Annotated in this window: 20 protein-coding genes and 2 tRNA genes; 3 read left to right on the forward strand and 19 right to left on the reverse strand. The window is 53.8% G+C overall.

Annotated features, from left to right (window positions below; translation table 11 throughout):
• The first annotated feature begins 161 nt into the window (after window positions 1–161).
• Both rpoA2 and EYA77_RS08930 read left to right on the forward strand, forming a co-directional pair.
• Window positions 162–1,307, forward strand: coding sequence for a DNA-directed RNA polymerase subunit A'' (rpoA2, locus tag EYA77_RS08925; protein ID WP_052320029.1), 1,146 nt, complete (start codon window positions 162–164; stop codon window positions 1,305–1,307).
• A 14-nt stretch (window positions 1,308–1,321) separates the two neighbouring features.
• Window positions 1,322–3,673, forward strand: coding sequence for a DUF3656 domain-containing protein (locus EYA77_RS08930; RefSeq protein ID WP_167816500.1), 2,352 nt, complete (start codon window positions 1,322–1,324; stop codon window positions 3,671–3,673).
• Window positions 3,674–3,690: 17 nt separating this feature from the next.
• Here the strand turns inward: EYA77_RS08930 and EYA77_RS08935 are convergent, their stop codons facing one another.
• From EYA77_RS08935 to htpX, 6 genes are all read right to left on the reverse strand, one after another.
• On the reverse strand, window positions 3,691–3,972 hold the full coding sequence (locus tag EYA77_RS08935) for a hypothetical protein (RefSeq protein WP_167816501.1): 282 nt from the start codon (window positions 3,970–3,972) through the stop codon (window positions 3,691–3,693).
• A gap of 144 nt (window positions 3,973–4,116) precedes the next feature.
• Complete coding sequence (locus EYA77_RS08940) at window positions 4,117–6,408, reverse strand: DEAD/DEAH box helicase (protein WP_167816502.1); 2,292 nt, start codon at window positions 6,406–6,408, stop codon at window positions 4,117–4,119.
• Window positions 6,405–8,135, reverse strand: a complete 1,731-nt coding sequence (gene glyS, locus EYA77_RS08945; protein WP_167816503.1) for a glycine--tRNA ligase — start codon at window positions 8,133–8,135, stop codon at window positions 6,405–6,407. The genes EYA77_RS08940 and glyS overlap by 4 nt, the downstream gene beginning before the upstream one ends.
• A gap of 464 nt (window positions 8,136–8,599) precedes the next feature.
• Window positions 8,600–8,671 (reverse strand) — tRNA-Val (locus tag EYA77_RS08950).
• A 19-nt stretch (window positions 8,672–8,690) separates the two neighbouring features.
• Window positions 8,691–8,761 (reverse strand) — tRNA-Gly (locus tag EYA77_RS08955).
• Between the two features lie 63 nt (window positions 8,762–8,824).
• Window positions 8,825–9,739, reverse strand: coding sequence for a zinc metalloprotease HtpX (gene htpX, locus EYA77_RS08960; RefSeq protein ID WP_095642494.1), 915 nt, complete (start codon window positions 9,737–9,739; stop codon window positions 8,825–8,827).
• Between the two features lie 94 nt (window positions 9,740–9,833).
• Here htpX and EYA77_RS08965 point away from each other — a divergent pair, with 94 nt between their 5' ends.
• Complete coding sequence (locus EYA77_RS08965; protein ID WP_042700324.1) at window positions 9,834–10,508, forward strand: putative phosphothreonine lyase domain-containg protein; 675 nt, start codon at window positions 9,834–9,836, stop codon at window positions 10,506–10,508.
• Here EYA77_RS08965 and EYA77_RS08970 read toward each other — a convergent pair.
• From EYA77_RS08970 to EYA77_RS09030, 13 genes are all read right to left on the reverse strand, one after another.
• Window positions 10,496–11,044 (reverse strand): DUF6320 domain-containing protein, encoded by a 549-nt coding sequence (locus EYA77_RS08970; RefSeq protein ID WP_042700320.1) that lies wholly within the window; start codon window positions 11,042–11,044, stop codon window positions 10,496–10,498. The two genes, EYA77_RS08965 and EYA77_RS08970, sit on opposite strands and share 13 nt — an antisense overlap.
• A gap of 81 nt (window positions 11,045–11,125) precedes the next feature.
• Complete coding sequence (locus tag EYA77_RS08975) at window positions 11,126–11,269, reverse strand: 50S ribosomal protein L40e (RefSeq protein ID WP_011833025.1); 144 nt, start codon at window positions 11,267–11,269, stop codon at window positions 11,126–11,128.
• Between the two features lie 50 nt (window positions 11,270–11,319).
• Window positions 11,320–11,877: an RdgB/HAM1 family non-canonical purine NTP pyrophosphatase gene (rdgB, locus tag EYA77_RS08980; protein ID WP_042700317.1), complete on the reverse strand. Its 558-nt coding sequence runs from the start codon at window positions 11,875–11,877 to the stop codon at window positions 11,320–11,322.
• Window positions 11,874–13,451 carry a bifunctional N(6)-L-threonylcarbamoyladenine synthase/serine/threonine protein kinase gene (locus EYA77_RS08985; RefSeq protein WP_042700314.1) on the reverse strand — a complete coding sequence of 526 codons (1,578 nt, stop codon included), beginning with the start codon at window positions 13,449–13,451 and terminating at the stop codon, window positions 11,874–11,876. Before EYA77_RS08985 ends, rdgB begins: the two co-directional genes overlap by 4 nt.
• 12 nt (window positions 13,452–13,463) lie before the next feature.
• On the reverse strand, window positions 13,464–13,646 hold the full coding sequence (locus EYA77_RS08990; RefSeq protein ID WP_042700311.1) for a 30S ribosomal protein S27ae: 183 nt from the start codon (window positions 13,644–13,646) through the stop codon (window positions 13,464–13,466).
• A gap of 2 nt (window positions 13,647–13,648) precedes the next feature.
• Window positions 13,649–13,942: a 30S ribosomal protein S24e gene (locus EYA77_RS08995; RefSeq protein ID WP_042700308.1), complete on the reverse strand. Its 294-nt coding sequence runs from the start codon at window positions 13,940–13,942 to the stop codon at window positions 13,649–13,651.
• Window positions 13,943–13,986: 44 nt separating this feature from the next.
• Complete coding sequence (locus tag EYA77_RS09000) at window positions 13,987–14,472, reverse strand: GTP-dependent dephospho-CoA kinase family protein (RefSeq protein ID WP_042700306.1); 486 nt, start codon at window positions 14,470–14,472, stop codon at window positions 13,987–13,989.
• Entirely contained in the window at window positions 14,473–14,691 is a 219-nt protein-coding gene (gene spt4, locus EYA77_RS09005) for a transcription elongation factor subunit Spt4 (protein ID WP_042700304.1), read from the reverse strand. It abuts the gene before it with no gap.
• Window positions 14,691–15,263: a DNA-directed RNA polymerase gene (locus tag EYA77_RS09010; protein ID WP_042700300.1), complete on the reverse strand. Its 573-nt coding sequence runs from the start codon at window positions 15,261–15,263 to the stop codon at window positions 14,691–14,693. Before EYA77_RS09010 ends, spt4 begins: the two co-directional genes overlap by 1 nt.
• Window positions 15,264–15,288: 25 nt before the next feature.
• The gene (locus EYA77_RS09015; RefSeq protein ID WP_042700297.1) at window positions 15,289–15,702 is read right to left on the reverse strand and encodes a PIN domain-containing protein; all 414 of its coding nucleotides are present in this window, start codon (window positions 15,700–15,702) and stop codon (window positions 15,289–15,291) included.
• Complete coding sequence (locus EYA77_RS09020; protein ID WP_095642499.1) at window positions 15,666–16,901, reverse strand: translation initiation factor IF-2 subunit gamma; 1,236 nt, start codon at window positions 16,899–16,901, stop codon at window positions 15,666–15,668. The genes EYA77_RS09015 and EYA77_RS09020 overlap by 37 nt, the downstream gene beginning before the upstream one ends.
• 68 nt (window positions 16,902–16,969) lie before the next feature.
• On the reverse strand, window positions 16,970–17,245 hold the full coding sequence (locus EYA77_RS09025) for a DUF2098 domain-containing protein (RefSeq protein ID WP_042700293.1): 276 nt from the start codon (window positions 17,243–17,245) through the stop codon (window positions 16,970–16,972).
• 49 nt (window positions 17,246–17,294) lie between these two features.
• Window positions 17,295–19,907: an oligosaccharyl transferase, archaeosortase A system-associated gene (locus EYA77_RS09030; RefSeq protein WP_167816504.1), complete on the reverse strand. Its 2,613-nt coding sequence runs from the start codon at window positions 19,905–19,907 to the stop codon at window positions 17,295–17,297.
• Between the last annotated feature and the right edge of the window lie 93 nt (window positions 19,908–20,000).

Below are 20,000 nucleotides of genomic sequence, written 5' to 3' on the forward strand. Positions count from 1 at the left end.
AGCCTGAATCTGCGATCGCAGCAGAGCTTCACACCTGGGACCTCCCCAAAACCCTCTTCCAGCAGATCAAGGTCTGGCTCGAAGGCAAATCCGAAGAGGAGCTCGAGGCAATCGATCTCGTTCGTCTGAAGTCCCGCGTAAGAAGACTGGTCGATGAAAACATGCCGGTCTCCACGACTACGGAGCTCACCAAGATCCTCACCTCAAAGCATGATGCCGGCAAGGAAGTAACCGAAGACAACTTCGAGAACATCGTCACAAGGATCAACTCCGAGTATGAACGCACCCGTGTTCAGCCCTGTGAAGCGGTCGGTATCAACGCCGCCCACTCCATCGGTGAACCGGGCACGCAGATGACCATGCGTACCTTCCACTACGCAGGTGTGGCTGAAATCAACGTTACTCTTGGTCTGCCGCGTCTTATCGAAATCATGGACGCCAGAAAAGAGCCGTCGACACCGACCATGACCATCTTCCTGGACCCCGATTACCGCGAAAGCCGTGATAAGGCGCGTGAGGTTTCCTGGAAGATCGAAGCAGCTCCCCTTCATGAGTTCGGCGATATCGAGACCGACATCGCAGAGATGTGCGTCCTTGTCCAGATCAACAAAGAGGTCTGCAAGAAACGAAAGATCGCCGTCTCCGAAGTTCTCGCCCGCGCTCCCCAGAAGATCAAAGACAAACGTCACTACCGTGACTTTGAGGTCGAGATCGACGAGACAAACGGCATCCTGAAGTTCCTCCCGAAAAACGAGGAGTCCTATCAGAACCTGTTCCAGCTCGCAGAACATGTCCGTCAGGTCATCGTTCAGGGTATCGATGATATCAAGAGGGTCGTCGTTCGAAAGGAAAACGATGAGTACATCCTCCATACTGAAGGCTCCAACCTCAAAGATGTCTTTGAGATCGACGGAGTCGACTGTACAAGGACCCGTACAAACAACATCTCCGAGATCGCGAGCACGCTCGGTGTTGAGGCAGCCCGTTCGGCTATCATCTACGAAGCATTCTCCACCTTAAAAGAACAGGGTATCTCGGTCGATCTCCGCCACATCATGCTTGTCGCAGACATCATGTGCATGGACGGCGAAGTCAAACAGATCGGCCGTCACGGAATTGCCGGCGAGAAGGAATCGGTCCTTTCCCGTGCAAGTTTCGAAGTTACGGTCAACCACCTGCTCGATGCGGCGGTTGCTCACGAATTCGATGAACTTTCCGGAGTTACGGAAAACGTCATCGTCGGTCAGCCGATCCTTCTCGGTACCGGCGATGTCAAACTGATGGTCCGCCGCGTGGCACCCCAGTAATCTTTTTTTTTATCATGGTTATTCCTGAACTCTTATCTCCTGCGGGTTCGCCCGATGCTTTGAAAGCTGCCGTCTATGCCGGCTCTGATGCTGTATATCTCGGCGGAAAACTTTTCGGCGCACGCCAGTACGCCGCGAACTTTTCGAATGATGAACTGAAAAATGCCGTCATATTCGCCCATCAGTACGGCGTCAAAGTCTATGTGACCGTCAACACGCTCGCATACGATGACGATATGCCGGCGATCGCCGAATATCTTCGGTTCCTCTCCGATATCGGCGTTGACGCGATCCTCGTGCAGGATGTCGGCGTCCTCTCTCTCGCGAGAGAGATCGTGCCGGATCTCCCCCTCCATGCAAGCACGCAGATGACCATCCATAACGCGGCCGGTATCCGGTTCGCCGCGGAACACGGGGTCTCGCGTGTGGTCCTCGCCCGCGAACTTCCGTTCGATGATGTGAAAAAGATCGCCGAAGCGGCAAACGAAGCCGGCGTCGAGCTCGAGATCTTCGTACACGGAGCGATCTGCTATGCATACTCGGGACAGTGCCTCTTTTCTTCCGTGATCGGCGGAAGGAGCGGCAACCAGGGGGCATGCGCCCAGCCGTGCAGAAAACCCTACACCCTCCTTGCCGACGGAGAAACCGTCCCGACCCAGGGCGATTATCTTCTCTCGCCGCGGGATCTCTGTCTCTATCCCTATCTCGAAGAGATCTGCAGTCTCGGGGTCGCGGCAGTCAAGATAGAAGGCAGGATGAAGACCCCCGAATATGTGGGGATCGTCACCGATGCCTACCGCCGGGCGCTTGATACGATAGCAGCAGGAGAGGAGTTCGTTGTGGAAAACGAGACGATGGAAGACCTCGCCTTTGCGTTCAACCGCGGGTTTACGAAAGGCTATCTTTTCGGCGACAAGTGGGGGACCTTCATCAATGCGAAAAAGCCGGACAACCGCGGTGTCTTTGCAGGATATGTCTCCGGACTCGATGAGTCCCGCGGCAAAGTGATCGTCAAGATCGAAGGTCCGGTGCCTGATACCGGCGACGGGCTCGTGTTCAAGATCGCCGGCCGGGAAAGCGGTTTTGCTCTGAATAAAGAACCCTATATCTTTCCGGAAGGGGACGCCTACAAGATCCCGGCGCCGGCAGATGTTGTTCTCGGCAGCGAACTCTGGATCACCCGCCGGATGAAGACCGAACGGAAAGCAGCCGCGATCCTTGCAAAACCTTCCAGCGGGAGAATCCCTCTCGACATCACCGTCTCCGTCGACAAATCGGGACGGCTCACCGTCTCCTCCGGTTCGGTCGAGGTCAAAACCGAGATGCCGATGCTTGAGGCGCTGAACAAACCCGTCTCCAAAGAGTCGGTCGAGACCCAGATGCGAAAGACCGGCGGCACGCCGTTTTACGTCAGAAACCTTTCGATGAAGTATGACGGAACGATGTTTCTCCCGATGAGCGTCATCACCGATCTTCGCCGGAGATTTTTGGATGAAGCGGCGCTGGCCGGAAAACCTGCCCGGACCACCCGTCCGTATCAGGAGAAAGGCTCCGCGGTCCCGGAGCGGATCGTTCCGATCGTCCAGGTCTATACAGACTCGGTCATCGGGGCAAAGGCCGCCCACTCGGCCGGAGCAGGTCAGGTCGTGTATGAAGGCGTCGAGGAGATCTATGATCTCCCGATCATCTACAAGCTGCCGAGGATTGTTTTGGAACACGAGGTCCCCGAGACATTTTCCAAGATCCCCGCAAGTGCCGCCGGCGTTATGGTCGACGGTGTCGGTGCTGCCGAGCTGATCAAGGGCATTCCAAAATACGGAGGCTCAGGTCTGAACATCACGAATGCCCGCTCGGCCATGACCTACGGAAAAAGCTGCCGTCAGGTCTGCCTCTCGCCGGAACTTTCCGGGAAACAGATCAGAACGCTGATGGAGCAGCTTTCCGCATATGCTCATCCGCCGAAGACCGAGGTGATCGTTCAGGGCAGTCTTGAGGTGATGATCACCGAGAACTGTATTCCGGCAACTGCTCAAGGGTGCAGGAGCTGCAGTCAGTCCTGGGCGCTGAAGGATAAAACGAACCGGATATTCCGCGTCCGGACCGATCCCCAGTGCCGGACCCATATCCTGAACTCCTCCGAGACCTGCCTGATCGAGTATGTCGGCAAACTCGCGGCAGCCGGTGTCTCGGTCATCTCGATCGACGCCCGCGGGAGAAGCCCGGAGTATATCCGGAGAATGACCGCGATCTATTCTGCGGTCGCTTCCGGTGACGGGGATCCAAAAGAGCTGAAAGAACAGATAAAAGATATCGCGTCCGGCGGCATCACGGCAGGGCATTACCTGCGCGGTGTCGTCAGAGAATAATTTTTTTTGGATACGTATTAGAATATTCTTCTAAAGACCGTCGTCTCATCCTTCGGTCCTTCTTTTCTCGCAAGAAAATCTCTTCCCTGTGCCGTGATCCTGTACTCGCCCTCGGCAGGTTTCATCCCGTACACATGACTCCCGTTCAGATACCCTTTCCTCTTCAGATAATCGACCTCATTGTCCAGATCGATCCCGGAAACACCCAGTTTATCGGCAAGATGTGCGCACGGACAGAAATTTGCATGCCCTCTGCTGTTTGCATCTGCCAGATAAAATGTCAGGATCTTAACCCTCAATGCATGATTATCCATAAGGCAATAGGATAATATGTAATATTTCACTATAATTAATCTATTGGCCGTGATAAAAATCGAAAAATATCTCCTCCCCTCTGCATGGACAGGAGGACCAGGAGGAAGCTACCGGCCCCGCGGGCCGGTTTACTTCTCCCGCCACTCAATATCCGGCGTCTGCAAAATACCGGCCGCGGTTTTTTCTCCGATCCCCTTCACCGCGATCAGCTGCTCCTTTGAAGCATTCATCACTCCCCGAAGCGACCCGAACTCCCGCAGAAGATCGCGGGCCGCTTTCGGCCCCACATCCGGAAATGCCGTCAGGATGTATTCGACGGCGGCTTTGCCAGTTCGCCCCGTCTTAGCTTTATGGAGGCTCCGCGGCGAGCCGGTCGATCCTGCTTCCCGCCTCGCAAACGCATGGATCATCTCCGCCGTCTCGTTTGCATCCTTCGTAAACAGGATCGAGACATCGAAGTCCGCCGAAATCGACGCGAGCGTGTTTCGAATCGCGTTCGGGTGAAGGTTCCGCAGTTCATACAGATCCGCAAGGCTTCCTCCCTCTATGATCAGCACCGGGCGGATCGACGAATCGGCGAGATCCCGCATCTGACCAAACAGATCCCGGTCAACCAGCGTATCCACGAAATCCTGCACGGTTTTTCGTTCGATCAGGATCCGGTCTCCGATTGCGTAATCGCCGACCGGCATCTGCGCAAGCGTGATCTTCACGCCGAGATTGCTCAGGTATTCGGCGACACGCGAATGGGTCTCCCGGTTGTCGATCATAACCGCCGGCCGGTCGTCATTCTCTTCCGAGACCGCCCGTATCACTACATCCGCGAGGGTCAGCTGACCCTCCGGCGGAGCATATGCCGGCTCTCCCGCGGGCGGGATCCTCGGCGCCGAAGAAACGGGAACGCCGCCGGAACGCATCGCTTTTACGCCTTTCTGCATCTGCTTTTCGCGGGTGCTGCTCACCCAGCGGTAGGTCTCGTCCGTTGTTCCGCGGGTGACCAGCACAATGATCTTTCCGGTAGCATTTCTGCCGGTCCGCCCCTTCCTCTGGATACTGCGGATCTCTGAAGGGACTGCCTCATAAAAGATCACGAGATCCGTCGAAGGGATGTCGAGACCCTCCTCACCGACCGAGGTCGCGACCAGGACCGGAAACTCGCCTTCGCGGAACTGGCGGATCGCCTCGATCTGCTCCTTCTGTGAAAGCCCCTTCTCCGTATCGCGGGAAGCCTGCCCGACGAACCGTATCGCCGGTATCCCGTCCTGCGCCAGATGATCGACGAGCATCGAGACCCCGTCCCGGTAGGTCGCAAAAACGATGATCCGGGACTCCGGTTCCGTGATCAGCTGTTCCCGGATCACTCTGACGACTTCCGCGGCTTTGGGGTGCAGCTCTTTGTCCCAGTTCTGGCAGAGAGCAAGCAGCCGCCGGAACCGTTCATCCTCATAGATCCGTTTTGCCGCTTTGCTGCCGGCGCCTCCCGCTCCTTCCGCCTCCAGCCGGAGAAGATAGGCTTTGAAAGCGGTCGTCCCCTGAGACTCGGCAAGCGTGATCCCATGCCGGAGCTTCATCAGCTCGGCATGGATCGAGACCGCCGAATACGCCGAAGGATCCCGCGCCTGCATCCTGGTCTGGATCTGGGCCATGAGAGCGTTCAGCGCTTTCATGGAAAGGGCTTCACGTTTCGGCACCCGGTAGCTGAGGGCCGCAAGACTCGTCAGCCGGTCATCGATCATCGAGTTGAGAACCGAGACCGCAAGCCAGAGATCTTCGGGAAGGTCGACCGTCCGGTACTCGATCTCGCGTTCATGGACATACGGCCTGACATCCGGGTCTGACTCGACCCGGCTCTCCACGACCGAGATCGAAAGATGCTGACAGATCTCCGCGACCTGTTCAGGGTCCGAACCCGGCGATGCCGTCATGCCGAGAAGAAGCGGGTCGGATGCCTCGGCATTGTAGCGTTCCGCGATGAAGACATAGGCATAGTTCCCGACCGTCCGGTGGCATTCGTCCACGATCAGAAGCGAAACGTCGGTGAGATCATACCGTTCGGCGATCAGATCGTTTTTGATGACCTCCGGCGTTGAAATACAGAACCGTGCTTTTTTCCACAGATCGACCCGTTTCGCCGGCGGCGTCGTGCCGGTGAACATGATGATCTCTTCAGCGTCGATTAGAAGATTTTTAGAAAAATAGCGGAGATGCTGCTCGACCAGAGGTTTGGTCGGGGCAAGCATCAGAATTTTTCCGGTCAGGATCCGCTCTGCCGCGACAAGCAAAGCGACTGCGGTTTTTCCCATACCGGTCGGAAGAACGACGAGCGTATTTCCCGAAAGGGCATGTTTTGCAATATTCGTCTGGTATGCCCGTTCTTCCAGCGTGTTTTCAGGGATGTTTTTTCGGGTGATATAACTCATAACGAGGATGTATCGAAGGGAAGTTTTCCTTTGAGGAGATCCGGGAGTGCTTTGAGAACGGATGCCGCCGGCCCTCTGATCTGCTGCATCGTATCGCGATCCCTCAGCGTGACGGTCGTATCCTCTTTGGTGTCGTAATCGACCGTGATACAGTACGGCGTTCCGATTTCGTCCTGTCTTCTGTATCTGCGTCCGATCGCGCCGGCGTCGTCGTATTCGGTCTGGATGCCTTCGTTCTGCAGTTCAAGGACGAGCTGTTTTGCGATCTCGTCGAGTCCGTCGCGTGCCATCAGCGGAAGGACGGCGGCCTGGATCGGGGCAACACCTTTCTTGAACCGCATGACTGTGCGTGCTTCTCCGTCGGCCACGTCTTCTGCGTAGGCGTGTTCGAGGACCATGTAACACATCCGGTCGATACCGTAGGACGGTTCGATGACGTGCGGCATGACTTCTTCGCCGAAGACATCGACGATCTCGTCTTTGACGGTGTACATGTCAGGGGTGATGAGGATCTCCTCGCCTTCGATCGTCAGACGGATCCCGTCTGCTTCGGGAGTCGCGGTGAGCATCTGTTCGGAGATGATCTTTGCCTTGCCTTTGAATGCGGGTCCGAGTTTGCCGAAGTTCGGGACGATGGCTTTGTGGTGGACCTTTTTTGCCTCCGGGTACTGGACGAAGACGGTGTTTTTCTGACCCGAGACCCGTGCGTGGGCCTTGAGGTCGTAGTCTGTCCGGTCGGCGATACCGACGATCTCGACCCAGCCGAACCGGTCGGAAAGCGCCTCGGCGTCCCAGCAGTCCGTGGCGTAGTGGGCGCGCTCGTCGGGCATGTGCTGGCGGAATCTGATCTTGTCGGGGTTGAATCCGACCGTGCAGAGAATGTCGTGGGTCATGGCGACGTAGTAGGCGACGTATTCGTTGGCGATGATGCCTTCATCGACTGCCTCCCGCATGGATTTGATTACTGCCGGCGCTTCGGTTTCCTGCTGGGCGATGCCCCACAGCGGCATTTTATAGTCTGCGTATCTGGTGAAGTTCGGGTGATCTTTTTCTTCCGGGTGGACAAAGATCTCGGCTTCGGCCTGGGTGAACTCCCGAAGACGGATCATGCCCTGACGGGGGGAGATCTCGTTTCTGTAGGATTTGCCGATCTGAACAGCGCCGAACGGCAGGTGGTCACGATAGAATCTGAGAAGTCTTGCGAAGTCGACGAACATTCCCTGGGCAGTTTCCGGGCGGAGGTAGCCTTTTCTCTGTCCGCCGGGTCCTATCGAGGTGGTGAACATGAGGTTGAAGTCAAAGACCTCTACTTCGCCGAGAACTTTATTACAGGCAGGGCATTCTTTGTCGACGAGGACGTTGTGCAGTTCCTCTTTGGACATGGTTCCTGCATGCGGGATGCCGAATGCTTCGGCGACATGGTCGGCACGCAGGAACTCCTGACAGTTCGGGCACTGGAACATTTTGTCGGAGAATCCGCCTACGTGGCCGGAGGCAACGTAGATCGGTTCGATACCGACGGTAGGACATTCTATTTCATAGTATCCTTCCTGTACGACGTAGAAGCGGCGCCAGATGGATTCGACCCGGCGTTTGAGCATCGCGCCGAGGGGTCCGTAGTCGATAAAGCCGGCGACCGAGCCGTATATTTCCGAGGAGGGCCAGACAAATCCTCTTCTGCGTGCGAGTTCGATGACCTTTTCGTAGGTGTCTATGTATTCTGCCATGGAGATATCTGGATATTTATGGGCTTTGCAGCCATATAGATATACTGTGTTTTTATATTTGCGGGGAAGAGGGGGAGTCAGCGGGTCTGTTTTGGGTAAGGGTGACGGAGGTGACGGGATGGTGACGGATGATCCGTCACCAATCGGGCTCATATTATTGCTCTGTTTTTGATTTTACGCTCGATTTATATGGTGGTGACGGGTTGACGGTTGTTTTTGGTCCAGGGATATAGGAAAGGTAAAACTATGGTGATACTATAGAGATTTATGTTCCGGAGCTGATGGATTTTCGCTCACCCGTCACCATTCTCATTTTGACGTGAATAGATGCCTTGTTTGTAATTTCAAGGATAATTTGAGGGATTCAACCCATCACCAGATCCGTCACCGATCCATCACCATCCGTCACCTGAGTCTATTCGGGTGAAAGAAGAGGGAGATATTCAAAGGAAAAAAGAAAACAGTGGATCCGAGGAGATTCGAACTCCTGACCTTCGCCGTGTGAAGGCGACGTCATACCACTAGACCACGAATCCATACAAAAAGGATGAAAAATGCACCGACCGGGAATCGAACCCGGGCTATTGGCTTGGAAGGCCAAAGTCATACCTCTAGACCATCAGTGCAATCTTTGCGTCACTTATGTTTCTATTTGACCTAATTAAACCTGTCGAAAAAATATTGGGTGATCAGTATCCTCTGATCTCGGCACGGACCTTTTCCAGATTGGTGATCCTCTTCTCCAGCGACGGGTGCGTGGAAAATAACTCCATAACGGACTCCCCTGAGATCGCCGGAATGATAAAGAACGAATTCGTCCCGGAAACCGCCCTCTTCGCATCAGGAGACGCTGCATTCACGCCGCTGCTGATCTTTTTCAGAGCGCGGATCAGCGCATCCGGATCGCGGGTAAGGTAGGCGCTTCCGCGGTCTGCGGAGAACTCCCGGTATCGGGAGATCGCCATCGTCACGATCGTTCCGACCATGTACACAACAAATGTCAGGGCCATCGCTGCGATAAAGATAAGGATCCCTCCGCCGTTTTCACTATCCCGGTTCCCGCCGAACAGCGCCATCAGAAACGCATTGTTCAAAATGATCGAAGCGACCATCACCGCAAAACTTCCCACCGTCATCGTGAGCATATCACGATTCTTCACATGGGCCATTTCATGGGCCAATACCGCCTCCAGTTCATCATCCGTCAGCAGATACCGGATCTTCGGTGTTACGGCCACCACGGCCTTTCTCGGGCTTCTGCCGGTCGCAAAGGCATTGGGGATATTTGCCATCGCCTTATGCTGAATGATCCCCACTTTCGGCATAGGAAGACCCGCCTCATCGGCCAGCCGCCGGACCATCGCATAAAGCTTTGGCTCCTCATCCTCATCGACCAGCATGACCTGCATACTTCTCTGCACCAGCTTATCTGAAAAGAAGTACTGCACAAACGCCATCACGAATACCAGTCCCACTAAGAAGTACATCATTGTCCCTTGCAGGAACACCATGATCACTGTCAGTATGACCACATACAGCAGGAGCATGATCATCCAGGCGACAACCTGACGACCGACCAGCCCCCAGTCACGTTTCCAAATCATTGTACTTAGTATGGATAATCCCGGAATAATAGCTTTCCTGACCCTGCAGATTCAATCCGAACTATAAACTACCTGAAGGACATAATATTGAATAATGACTGCAGATGATTTCGAAGTAATCGAAGAGGAGTTCCCGGCTGACGAACTTGCCGACCTGGCATTTGGGATGTTCACCATCTTCATCGAAAAACATCAGGAATCACAAGGATCGTTTCTTTTCCGTGAAGTCGAGTCCGGCGGCGATATTGAAGAACTCTGCACAAGAGTTCTGACGGCATTTTCCGCCGAGTATGCCCCGCTCGCTCCTGCCCTGGAACGCATCGGGACCGCGCAGGAGATAGCGGCTTTGTACCGCAGCGGCGAAGGGATAGTCCCCTCTAAGACCAGAAGATCCTACTGGATCCAGCAGGACAGACCCGGAGTCGATCCCGGCGCCGCGGGAGCCGAAGAAGCGGGCAAATGGCTGATCTTCGTTGAGCCGGATGACGTGGACGCAGCCTGGCAGAAGATCCGCAATGCCACCATCGAAGGCAGGCTTGGGATCGGCGCAAAGGTCAGCACCGCAAAAGAAAATGAAGATGCGCATGATGATCGCAAAGTCATCTATGTTTTCACGCCCGACTGGGCCGATGAACCTGATGTGATGCGGGTTCGTGCGGAGCTCAAAGAGCTCGGGTTTGCCGATCGGATCGGCTATAAAAGAAATCTCGACACCTACGCAGGTGAGTATCGGGAAAAAGGCAAACGCGTGGCGTATTACTCGGTCTGAACACTTCTCTTTTTCAGCACGAACCCAAGGACCGAGATGATGATCGCGATCAGGCTCGTGATGCTGGCGACCAGATATCCCCAGGGAAATCCTGCTTCGCCAAGAGCATTTTTGATGATCTGATCGATACAGATGCATAGAAGGCCGCTGAGGAAAATAACGGCCGGCAGCGTGAGCCAGATGCTTCGCTGCCTCATCAGCAGACCATAGAGGACCCACATGAATATGATGCCTGTGGCCGCAATCGGGACGCCGATTGGCAGGAACCATTCGGCGGCGCCGTTGAACTGGTCGAGTACCAAAAGAAAAGGCAGCAGGAGTGCCGTGATGATCCCAAGCGAGACCTTGAGCCCGCGCTTTTTGTAATACAGGACCGGCATAAGTACAAGCCAGCCGAATAACAGTGAACAGACAGGATAGACCAGCCAGCCGATCGTGTTCGTTACTGCCAGATTGCAGATAATACAGATAAAAACAGCTGCAAAAACGCAGATGGAGACGACCCACATTGTCAGATCAGAAAATGAATGTTTCATGCCGGAGTCTCTTTAAGGTGCAAACATGATCTTTCGAAAAAGGAGCGGTGCAAAAATATCGCACCGTGTCTATCAGAAAGATTATGCTTTGCGTTCTTTATTCTTCGGGCGAAGGGACGTTGAGCCGCATTTGCGGCAGGTCGTTGCGCGAACAGCGTTACGTGCGTTGCATTTCATGCAAACTTTAACATTAAGAAGTCTGGCTTCTGCTTCTGGGAATCTCATCTATGAATAACCCCGTATATTGAGTTCTAGTATGTATGCTCTCGTTCATATTAACGATTCCGTTCAGACCGTGCTGAAATATACCACTCACGAAAGGAAGTAAGGGCACGGGCGCGGTGAGAAACGGTGTTTTTTTCATGCATATCCATCTCGGCAAGCGTCTTTCCGGAAATGGAAAAGACCGGGTCATACCCGAATCCTTCTGTCCCGCGGGGCGCGGCCGTGATCTCGCCGTCGACACGTCCTTCGAATGTTTCTATGCCGCGTTCGTCGATGTAGGCGATCGAGGTGGCGAAGTATGCGCGGCGGCCGGAGGCGCCCTCCATCAGGCGCAGAATGCCTGCATTGCCAAGCGTATCCTGCACATAGGCCGCATACGGGCCGGGAAACCCGGACAGAGCTTCGATGAAAAGTCCGGTGTCGTCAACGATGAGCGGGATATTCAGCGCAGCATACGCCTGTTCTGCTTTGGCCCGGGCGATTTCGGCAATGTCTTCCGCCTGCGGTTCGATGCAGTCAAAGGCGATGTGGGATACTTCCGTGATCCCGCTGAAGAATGCGGCGACCTCGGCAGCTTTGTTTTTGTTTCCGGTAACGACGGTTATCATAAGTATCTCCCGCGCAGTTCGATCTCATGCTCGCGCCGGATGACCTCGCAGGCTTGGGAAAACACTGATGAGTAGCCGGCGATGAACGCGTTTTTCAGCGTCTCCGGGTCCTCGGTCGTGCTTTCCAGGGTCTGGAAGAGCACATGGAGATCCACGCCGCGCTGTTCGATCTCGCCGGTTATCTGCGCAAGACCAAAGTCGATCAGATACACGCGGCCGTTGTGCCAGATCATGTTGGATGTTGTCAGATCACCGTGGGCGATCCCTGCTTTATGCAGTTTTCCGACAGTGATCCCCGCGCCTTCTGCATACGTCGGATTGATGACGTATTTGAGCACGTCACCGTCGAGCTTTTCCATCACGATCTCGCGGTCGGTAACATCGCGGATCACGGGGACGGGGACTCCGGCGCGTCTTGCCGCGGCGATGGAACGCGCCTCGGCACGCGTGCGTTCGGTGATGAGGTGCCTGTCAAGCTGAGGGACCCGGTAGCCTTTGGTCATGCGTGTTTTTATCACGTCGGTTCCGGTGAGATCTGCGGCCGCCTCGGCGCCGCGCTCGGCTGTTTCCGACTGACCCGGGGCAAAGATGCTGCCGGCATCCTGTCTCCAGGTCACATCGACCTGATCGGACCTGAATCCGGGATCTACAACTGAATCGGAGACCGGGATCGTGGAGCCTGCTTCGAGCATGATCTTTCCGGTGTAGGCGATCATTGCTCCGTTGTCTCCCATATAGGTTCGCGGGGGGGCCATGAACTTCGCGCCGCGTTCGGCACACATGATGCCAAGCATCTCCTGCAGACGCGCATTTGCTCCGACACCGCCGACCAATATTACCTCATCCTTTCCGGTATGGGCAAGGGCGCGTTCGGTCACTTCCACACACATGGCAAATGCCGTTTCCTGAAAACTGAAGCAGACATCCTCCATGGATGCTCCGCGCATGGTGGCTTCCTTTGCGGCGCTCATCAGACCGGAGAATGCAAGATCCATCCCTTTCACCGTGTAGGGGAGGGGGATGTACGATCCGGTTTTTGCCAGATCTTCGATGATGGGGCCGCCCGGATGCGGGAGGTCGTGACTCCGCGCGAATTTGTCGAGCGCGTTGCCGAGTCCGATGTCCAGCGTCTCGCCGAAGATCCGGTATTTGCCGTTCAGAAATCCAAGCACCTGCGTGTTTGCGCCGGATGCGTAGAGCACGATCGGATCGGCAAACTTCGTGTACCATCTGCCGATCTCGACATGGGCCACACAGTGATTGACACCGATCAGCGGCACGCCAAGCTTGAGTGAAAGGGTACGGGCCGCGGTGGCTGCGATCCGAAGTGACGGGCCAAGACCTGGACCAATGGAAAATGCCACGGCGTCGATTCTGCCTCCCGCCTCATTTAAGGCTTTGCGGATGACATCGGATGCGACCGAGGCGTGATGCTGGGCAGCTTCGCGCGGATGAATGCCGCCGGATGGCGGGACGTACGGTGCGGAATGAAGACAGACTAAATCGTCTGCAAAAACAGCGGCACTGAAGTTCCATGCTGTCCCTTCAATGCCGATGACCCTTTTTTCGGGCATAGATAACGTATTTTATTGCTTAAACTCGGTGTATCCGCACTTTCCGCAGGCAAACCGGTCTTTGTGTTCGCCCATGAAGACACCGGCTCCGCAGCGCGGGCATGCCCGGCGGGAAGTGGTTGCTTTTCCATTAGCATCAACGGTGTAGAGTTCGCTGCGTTTCGGGGTTGCTTTTACTACCTTCTTCGCTGCCATGTTTACTCCTCCTTTTCTGCCTTGGCCTGTCCGCGTGCGATCAGAAATTCGCGTTCAGTTGCTTTGAGCGCTTCCGGGGTGTCGTAGATACGGGCAACGCCGGTAACTGCTTTTGTTCCAAAGCGTCCTTTCAGCGGGGAAAGGATCAGGTTTTCGACCGGGGTATTCTGCATCGCTGCGATCTTTGCACCGATGTCTGAGCGTGCCGGGGTAGCACCATCATAACTTGCGGTGAATGCAAGTTCGTTACGGCTTAAAAGCTCGTTCCTGGTATTAGAGGTAATCTTGATCTCCATCGATATCCCACAATTATTGGAATGCAGTATATTTAATACTGGCGTCACAGACTGACAAAATAGGTCAGAAGTTTTTTTGCATTGGCACGCAGCTGCTTGTTCACTTCGCAGACAACGAGCCCTTCTTCCGGCTGGCCGTATAATATGACCGCGCCGTCCGGCAGGATTTCTGTGAGCGGCAGAACTGCGAGATCCTCTTCTCCGTCCACCATGACAACACAGGGGATCTTGTCCATTGCAACCCGGAGCGCGGCGATCAGCTCATCGGTGATCGTCCCGGCAGGGTTTGTCACGTGCATGATATGACCCCGGATCTCGGGCATCCGCAGATACGGCGAACGTTTGGTAAATCCGTCTATGACCCCGATCGAGGGGATGAGGCCTGCCGACAATGCGTTATGCGTCACCACATCCCCGACAGTGCAGAAGATCTTTCCCTCTATGTAGGGGAGGACCATGGAAAAATCTGAAAAAACAGTACCGAACGGCTCTCTGAAGAGCCACCGGTTTTCTGGCGGGAGCGTGAGCATTTATCGTACCTTGAGTGCGTATCTGCCGTTATATTCGATGTTCATCTTTTCAGCGACATCAGAGTGGCGCGAATCGATGATGACCAGATAGCCGAACCATTCGGGCGTCAGGGCATTGCCCTGGCATTCCGGACAGACGGTTTTATCTGCTTCAAGGACTTTATGACAGTTTCGGCAGGCCTGAAGAACTTTTTTCTGTGTTGAACGTTTTGCCGCCATTACTTTGTCTCCTTCTCTGCCTTTTCTTTCTGCATGTCCTCTTCGATCCATGCAAGAGTTCCAAGTCCCGGCTGACGCATCGTCAGACCGATCTTCGATTCGCGGGGGTCACGTTCGTTTAATGAAAGAGCGACGACACGCGCACGGAGCGTATCTCCTACGCCGATCGTTCTGCCGCTGTCTTTGCAGACAAGGCGTGAGTTTTTCTCATCATAATCGATGTATTCGTCGGAGATCTGGCTCATGTGGAGCATGGCGTCGATCGGGCCGAGGGAAACGAAGGCTCCAAAGCTTGTCGTCTCGACGACGACGCCTTCGATGATTTCCTGCAGGGACAGGCGAAGCACTACAGCTTCAAAGTCGACATCATAATAGACGCCGCCGTCACTGTAAATGATTTCTCCGTCCCCGACACGGTTTACAGCCGTGACCGCGATGAAAATACCCATCTCTTTGTCGACACTCCCTTCGAACTGTTCCTGCAGGACGTCAAGAATAACGGAGTTAAGATCTTCACCCATGCGTTCCGGGGGGACTCTGACTTTGTCATTGAGTTTCAGCTTATAATACATATTTTTGTCTCCTCGCCTGTTGTGCTTATTTTCCGATTAGTTCTAGTTTGCAGCGCGATCTGAGAACAACGACGGGAATACGGCGTTGTATCAGACGGTTTCTTAATTCTCTATCATTGGTAACTACTATACCATTAAACATCTCTGCACAACGTATGACTTTGTCATCTACAGAGATATCTTCCGGCTGTTCTGAAAGAGTCGTGCAGCGGCCCGCGACGGTCAAACCGAACCGCGCAGCTGCCGCATCCTTTCCCCTTCCCGTCGAAAGACCGCGCAGTTCGTACACCACCTCGGCAGGTACGAGCGCGTCATAGGCGCCCAGGAGTTCACGCAGACCTTCGAAAAGGTCAACGTTGAACTGCGCAGGCATCATCAGCGCATTTGTGTCTAAGATGACCGTTACTCGGTCAGAAGACCCATGCCGATCAAACGCCATCTGCCTCCGACCTGACGGCTGATTGCGATCCTCGAACCGACTTCGGCGCAGACCGGACGCTTCAGCATAACTTCAGCCTGATTCTTCTTTACTGCAAGAACGATTCCTACAGTGACCGCGGTCCCGACAGAAAGCATCAGCGGTTCTTTGAGTCGAAGGGGATCGATGTTCAGTTCGGCTGATGAGCCGACGACCCTCTCCATAAGGGTGACATCGAATCTGAGTTTTTCCCAGACCGGCGGCAGAGATCCTGCGATACCGGCGACCTGTCCGACAAGTGTATCACTTTTGGTGATTGACGGATCGAGTTTTGTTCCGATCGCCGCAAGTCCGCCGGGGGTTGCTGTCTGGACCTTGTGGGATGCCTTGTTCATCGAAGTGATCTTGGTCGTGATCGGCTCCCATTTGGCTTTGTTCTCAGACATATACTGTCTGCCGGGTCTGATCTCGATCTCATCTCCTTCGTGGAACTCGCCGCGGATCAGTGATCCGCCGATGACGCCGCCTTTGATGTCACGCCACGAGCTTCCCGGGCGGTTCACATCGAACGATCGTGCGATCAGCATGACCGGCGCAACATCTGCAGCGCGCTCGACATTAGGAATGGTGGTGTTCAGAGCATCCAGGAGCATCCCGAAGTTGATTCTCTTCTGCGCTGACACCGGAATGATAGGCGCATTTTCAGCGACCGTTCCTTTAATGAACGCTTTGATCTGCTTATAGTTTTCCAGCGCCTTCTTTTGGGGAACAACATCGATTTTATTCTGAACTATAACGATGTTTTTGATGCCGGTCAGTTCCAGAGCCATCAGATGCTCTTTTGTCTGCGGCTGCGGACATGGTTCGTTTGCCGCGATAACGAGCATCGCGCCGTCCATGATGGCAGAGCCGGAAAGCATCGTTGCCATGAGTGTTTCATGGCCAGGCGCATCTACGAATGAAACAGATCTGACTGCTTCAAGTTTTTCACCGCAGGCGGGGCATACCTCTGTATTTGTCCAGAGATCTGCACCCCCGCATTTTGGACATTTATAAAACGTTGCGTCGGCGTACCCGAGCCGGATCGAGATACCGCGCTTCAGTTCTTCACTGTGACGGTCTGTCCCCGAGCCGGTAAGCTGGCTGACCAATGTAGTCTTGCCATGGTCAACGTGACCAACTACGCCGATATTTACGTTTGGTATTGTAGGATCATGCAAAGAAACCAAAACCTCCTCTAACCCTATATAGTTGACTTCAAGACTGATATATGTGTGTGATACCGGGTTTATCCCCCGCCTTCACAGCTCTGATCGGTATTTCTCCAGGCATTTTCCTGCATTTCCCGGATCTTTTCCTGTTCTTCCTTGAAATCACGTGTTAAGTCGCGCGGTTTTTCCACACGTGTTTTCTCTTCTTTGATCGCGGTCAGCTGATCTATGCGGTAGTACATGCCTGTACTGTCAAGTTCGGCAAATGTCTCACCCCGTTCTTCAGTGAACGTCACGATTTTTCCAACCGTGCCGGTCCGTCCGTAACGCACCGTATCTCCAACTTTGAACATACTTATGATTAGTATGGAAAGTGGTCTATGATAAAAGTGTGGGAAAAAATTAGTTGATGATCAGACCTTTCTGCACCGCGTCTTCTGAGACGGCGAAGGTCTGTCCGGTTCCAACTATGGTGTACAGTCCGGTGGTCTTAACGTCATAGGAGCTGCCTGATGTCGCGTAGGGGACGATGAATTCGCCGTTCACGCTCTCCTGACGGTAGGTGAAGGTCCGGCCGTTGTTCGTTACAACATCGACTTCGATGATCCCGTTTCCTTTGATCACGGCTCCGGGAACATACTCGAATGTCTTTACATAGGCCGTTCCTCCTTCGTTCGCTCCTGTGATGTAGCCTCCGACGACATACGTCGGGGATTCATACACTAAACGGAAGTGCTGAAGTGCGGGAACGTCAACACTCGGGAGATTATAGTTGGTAAGATCGGTCGGAGCCGAAATAACGTATGCGTGTTTTCCGCCTGCCGCATTGGCATTGTAGTTCTCTGCCGCGGCCCAGGCTTCATCCGCCTCGGCGTATGCTTTTGTGGAGGCGACTACCGGCGCACCGTAACCGGCTGATGAGTCGGTTATTACGACGTAAACACTTCCAGAGTTCGTCATCGAACCGTCAAAGTTCTGCAGCCGCACCGTCAGTGTGTTGAAGAACGCTGGTGTTCCTGCCGAAACATAGGAGTAGGTGCCGTCTGTTCCCTTCTGCAGGAAGGTGTAGTAGTAAGGGGCGGTTTGCAGTACGGTATCATTCCAGATCGCCATTGCGCCGAAGATGCCGTTTGCCATCAGGTAGTCGGTCATCACATATTTCGTGCCGAGATAGTCCAGTTTTTCTGCTATCGCCGATTCATTCGTGCTGGTCAAGACAGCGGCAACGCCGTATTCGCCGACGACTCCTGCCTGGAACGGATTACTGTTCGGGATCCGCTTGCCTATCGTTGTGATATAATGACCGTAGTCCCACCAGGAGAGAACACCATACGACTCTGACGGATAGGTAAATGATGATCCGTCATAGATCGTGAGATAATCCACACCGGTCTCCGGCGTATTTTCGGCAAGCCATTCGCATGCACCGATCCAGTCCTCTGATGTCCCTCCGTAGGCAGATGCGGAACTTAATTCAACTGCATAGACCGACGACGAACCTGCAAATACTCCTGCTATGATCAGGACGATTATGCAAACAGCCAGTTTGATCGGATCAGGTTTTTCCGACGGAGGCTGTGTTTTATTTTTGGATTTGGTTTTTTCGGTCTGCTTTTTGTCAGAAACTTCAGCAGGGTTTTTGGTCCCGGTGCGTTTTCCAAGAAGCAGCGCCAGATCCTTTTCTGCAAAACTGATCGCCCATCCTACAAATATGGCTGCGAGTAACGCGACATTTGCAGCAAAGTAATACTCCCAGCGAACGTGAGCGCAGGTCGCAAAGAACATGAACAGTGACCAGATGAGAACAAAGAGAGCTGCAGGCGTCTGACGTTTCCAGATATTCCAGAGGAGGCAGACAAATCCTCCCGCGGCAAGAAGAATCCCCCAGTTGTATGCGGAAACGGCACTGGCAAAGGACCATGATGACATCTCCTGGACGGTCGCGGCCGTGGCATTGTTAGTAAAGAAACCTGCAAGATTTCCCATAAGCGAACTGAAAAGATCCGGCAGCACAACTGCCAGAAGCAGGGAACCTGCAGCCAGAAGAAGAGCGAGCGTGAGCAGATAATAATACCAGGGTTTTTCAAGTTTTGTTATGGTGCGCGAGATAAGATATAGTATGATCGTGCCGAAAACGATGAAAAGATGGACAAGGAACAGACCCAGTGAGTAGTTGACAAACCCGAAACTGAGATCGCGTATTCCGTAGAGCAGCAGTCCAAGCGCGGCAATCATGAACGTGATCACGTTCAGGCCGAGAAGATACTCGCTCGGTTTGCCGGAATACTGATTGACTACAAACTGGATCAGAGTAAATACCGATACGAACAGTCCGAAAACGACCATGGTTGTCATGGTCAGAAGCCCGAGGAAGTAGGCGATACCGCAGACACCGCCATATATCAGCGGCAGTTTCCATGTCAAACGATCGTTCAAATCGATTTTTTTATCACTCAGGGCATACAGAGCGAGCACGTAGCAGAGACAGAACAGACAGGAGAAGAAGGTTTCTGCGATATGGTGATCCAGATGTCCGTATAATGAGCGGGAGAGGTACTGGCCGCCGATCACTGCAATGAAAAGCGCCGAGATGATTCCTGTTTTCCAGTCACCAAGCTTTTTTCCAAGGAAGAACATCACCGGAACCATCAGAGTTCCAAGAATCGCAGGCGCCCAGGAAACAGCCGTGATCACCTCGGTTCGTGATGCTGCGCCGGCGATAACTGCAAAGAACGAGGCAATATAGGTAAAGAGCGGCCCCCAGACGATGTCCTGTCCAGTAGGATACAGAGTCATCGGTTCAAAGAAGATGTAGCCAAAAGTATTGGCAAGAGCCACTTCGATCAGCCGGAGATTATACCATGCATCAGGGCCGGCAGTCATATCCCCGGTACCGGCAAGTCCGGCCATCGGGATCATCCGTATCAGGAATGCGATCAGTGTGCATAGCAGGACGGATATCCCGATTATTCCATAACGATATCGTGCATCGTTCCAAAAACTCTTCAGATCCATAGTCTATCACGGGTTGGATATTAGATATGTATTATCTGGGTTTTTTGTATGATAAAATAATTGGAAAGTTAACACTAAAATCTGGAATATCTC

The sequence above is a fragment of the Methanocorpusculum sp. GPch4 genome (genome assembly GCF_012062385.1).
Lineage (GTDB): Archaea > Halobacteriota > Methanomicrobia > Methanomicrobiales > Methanocorpusculaceae > Methanocorpusculum > Methanocorpusculum parvum.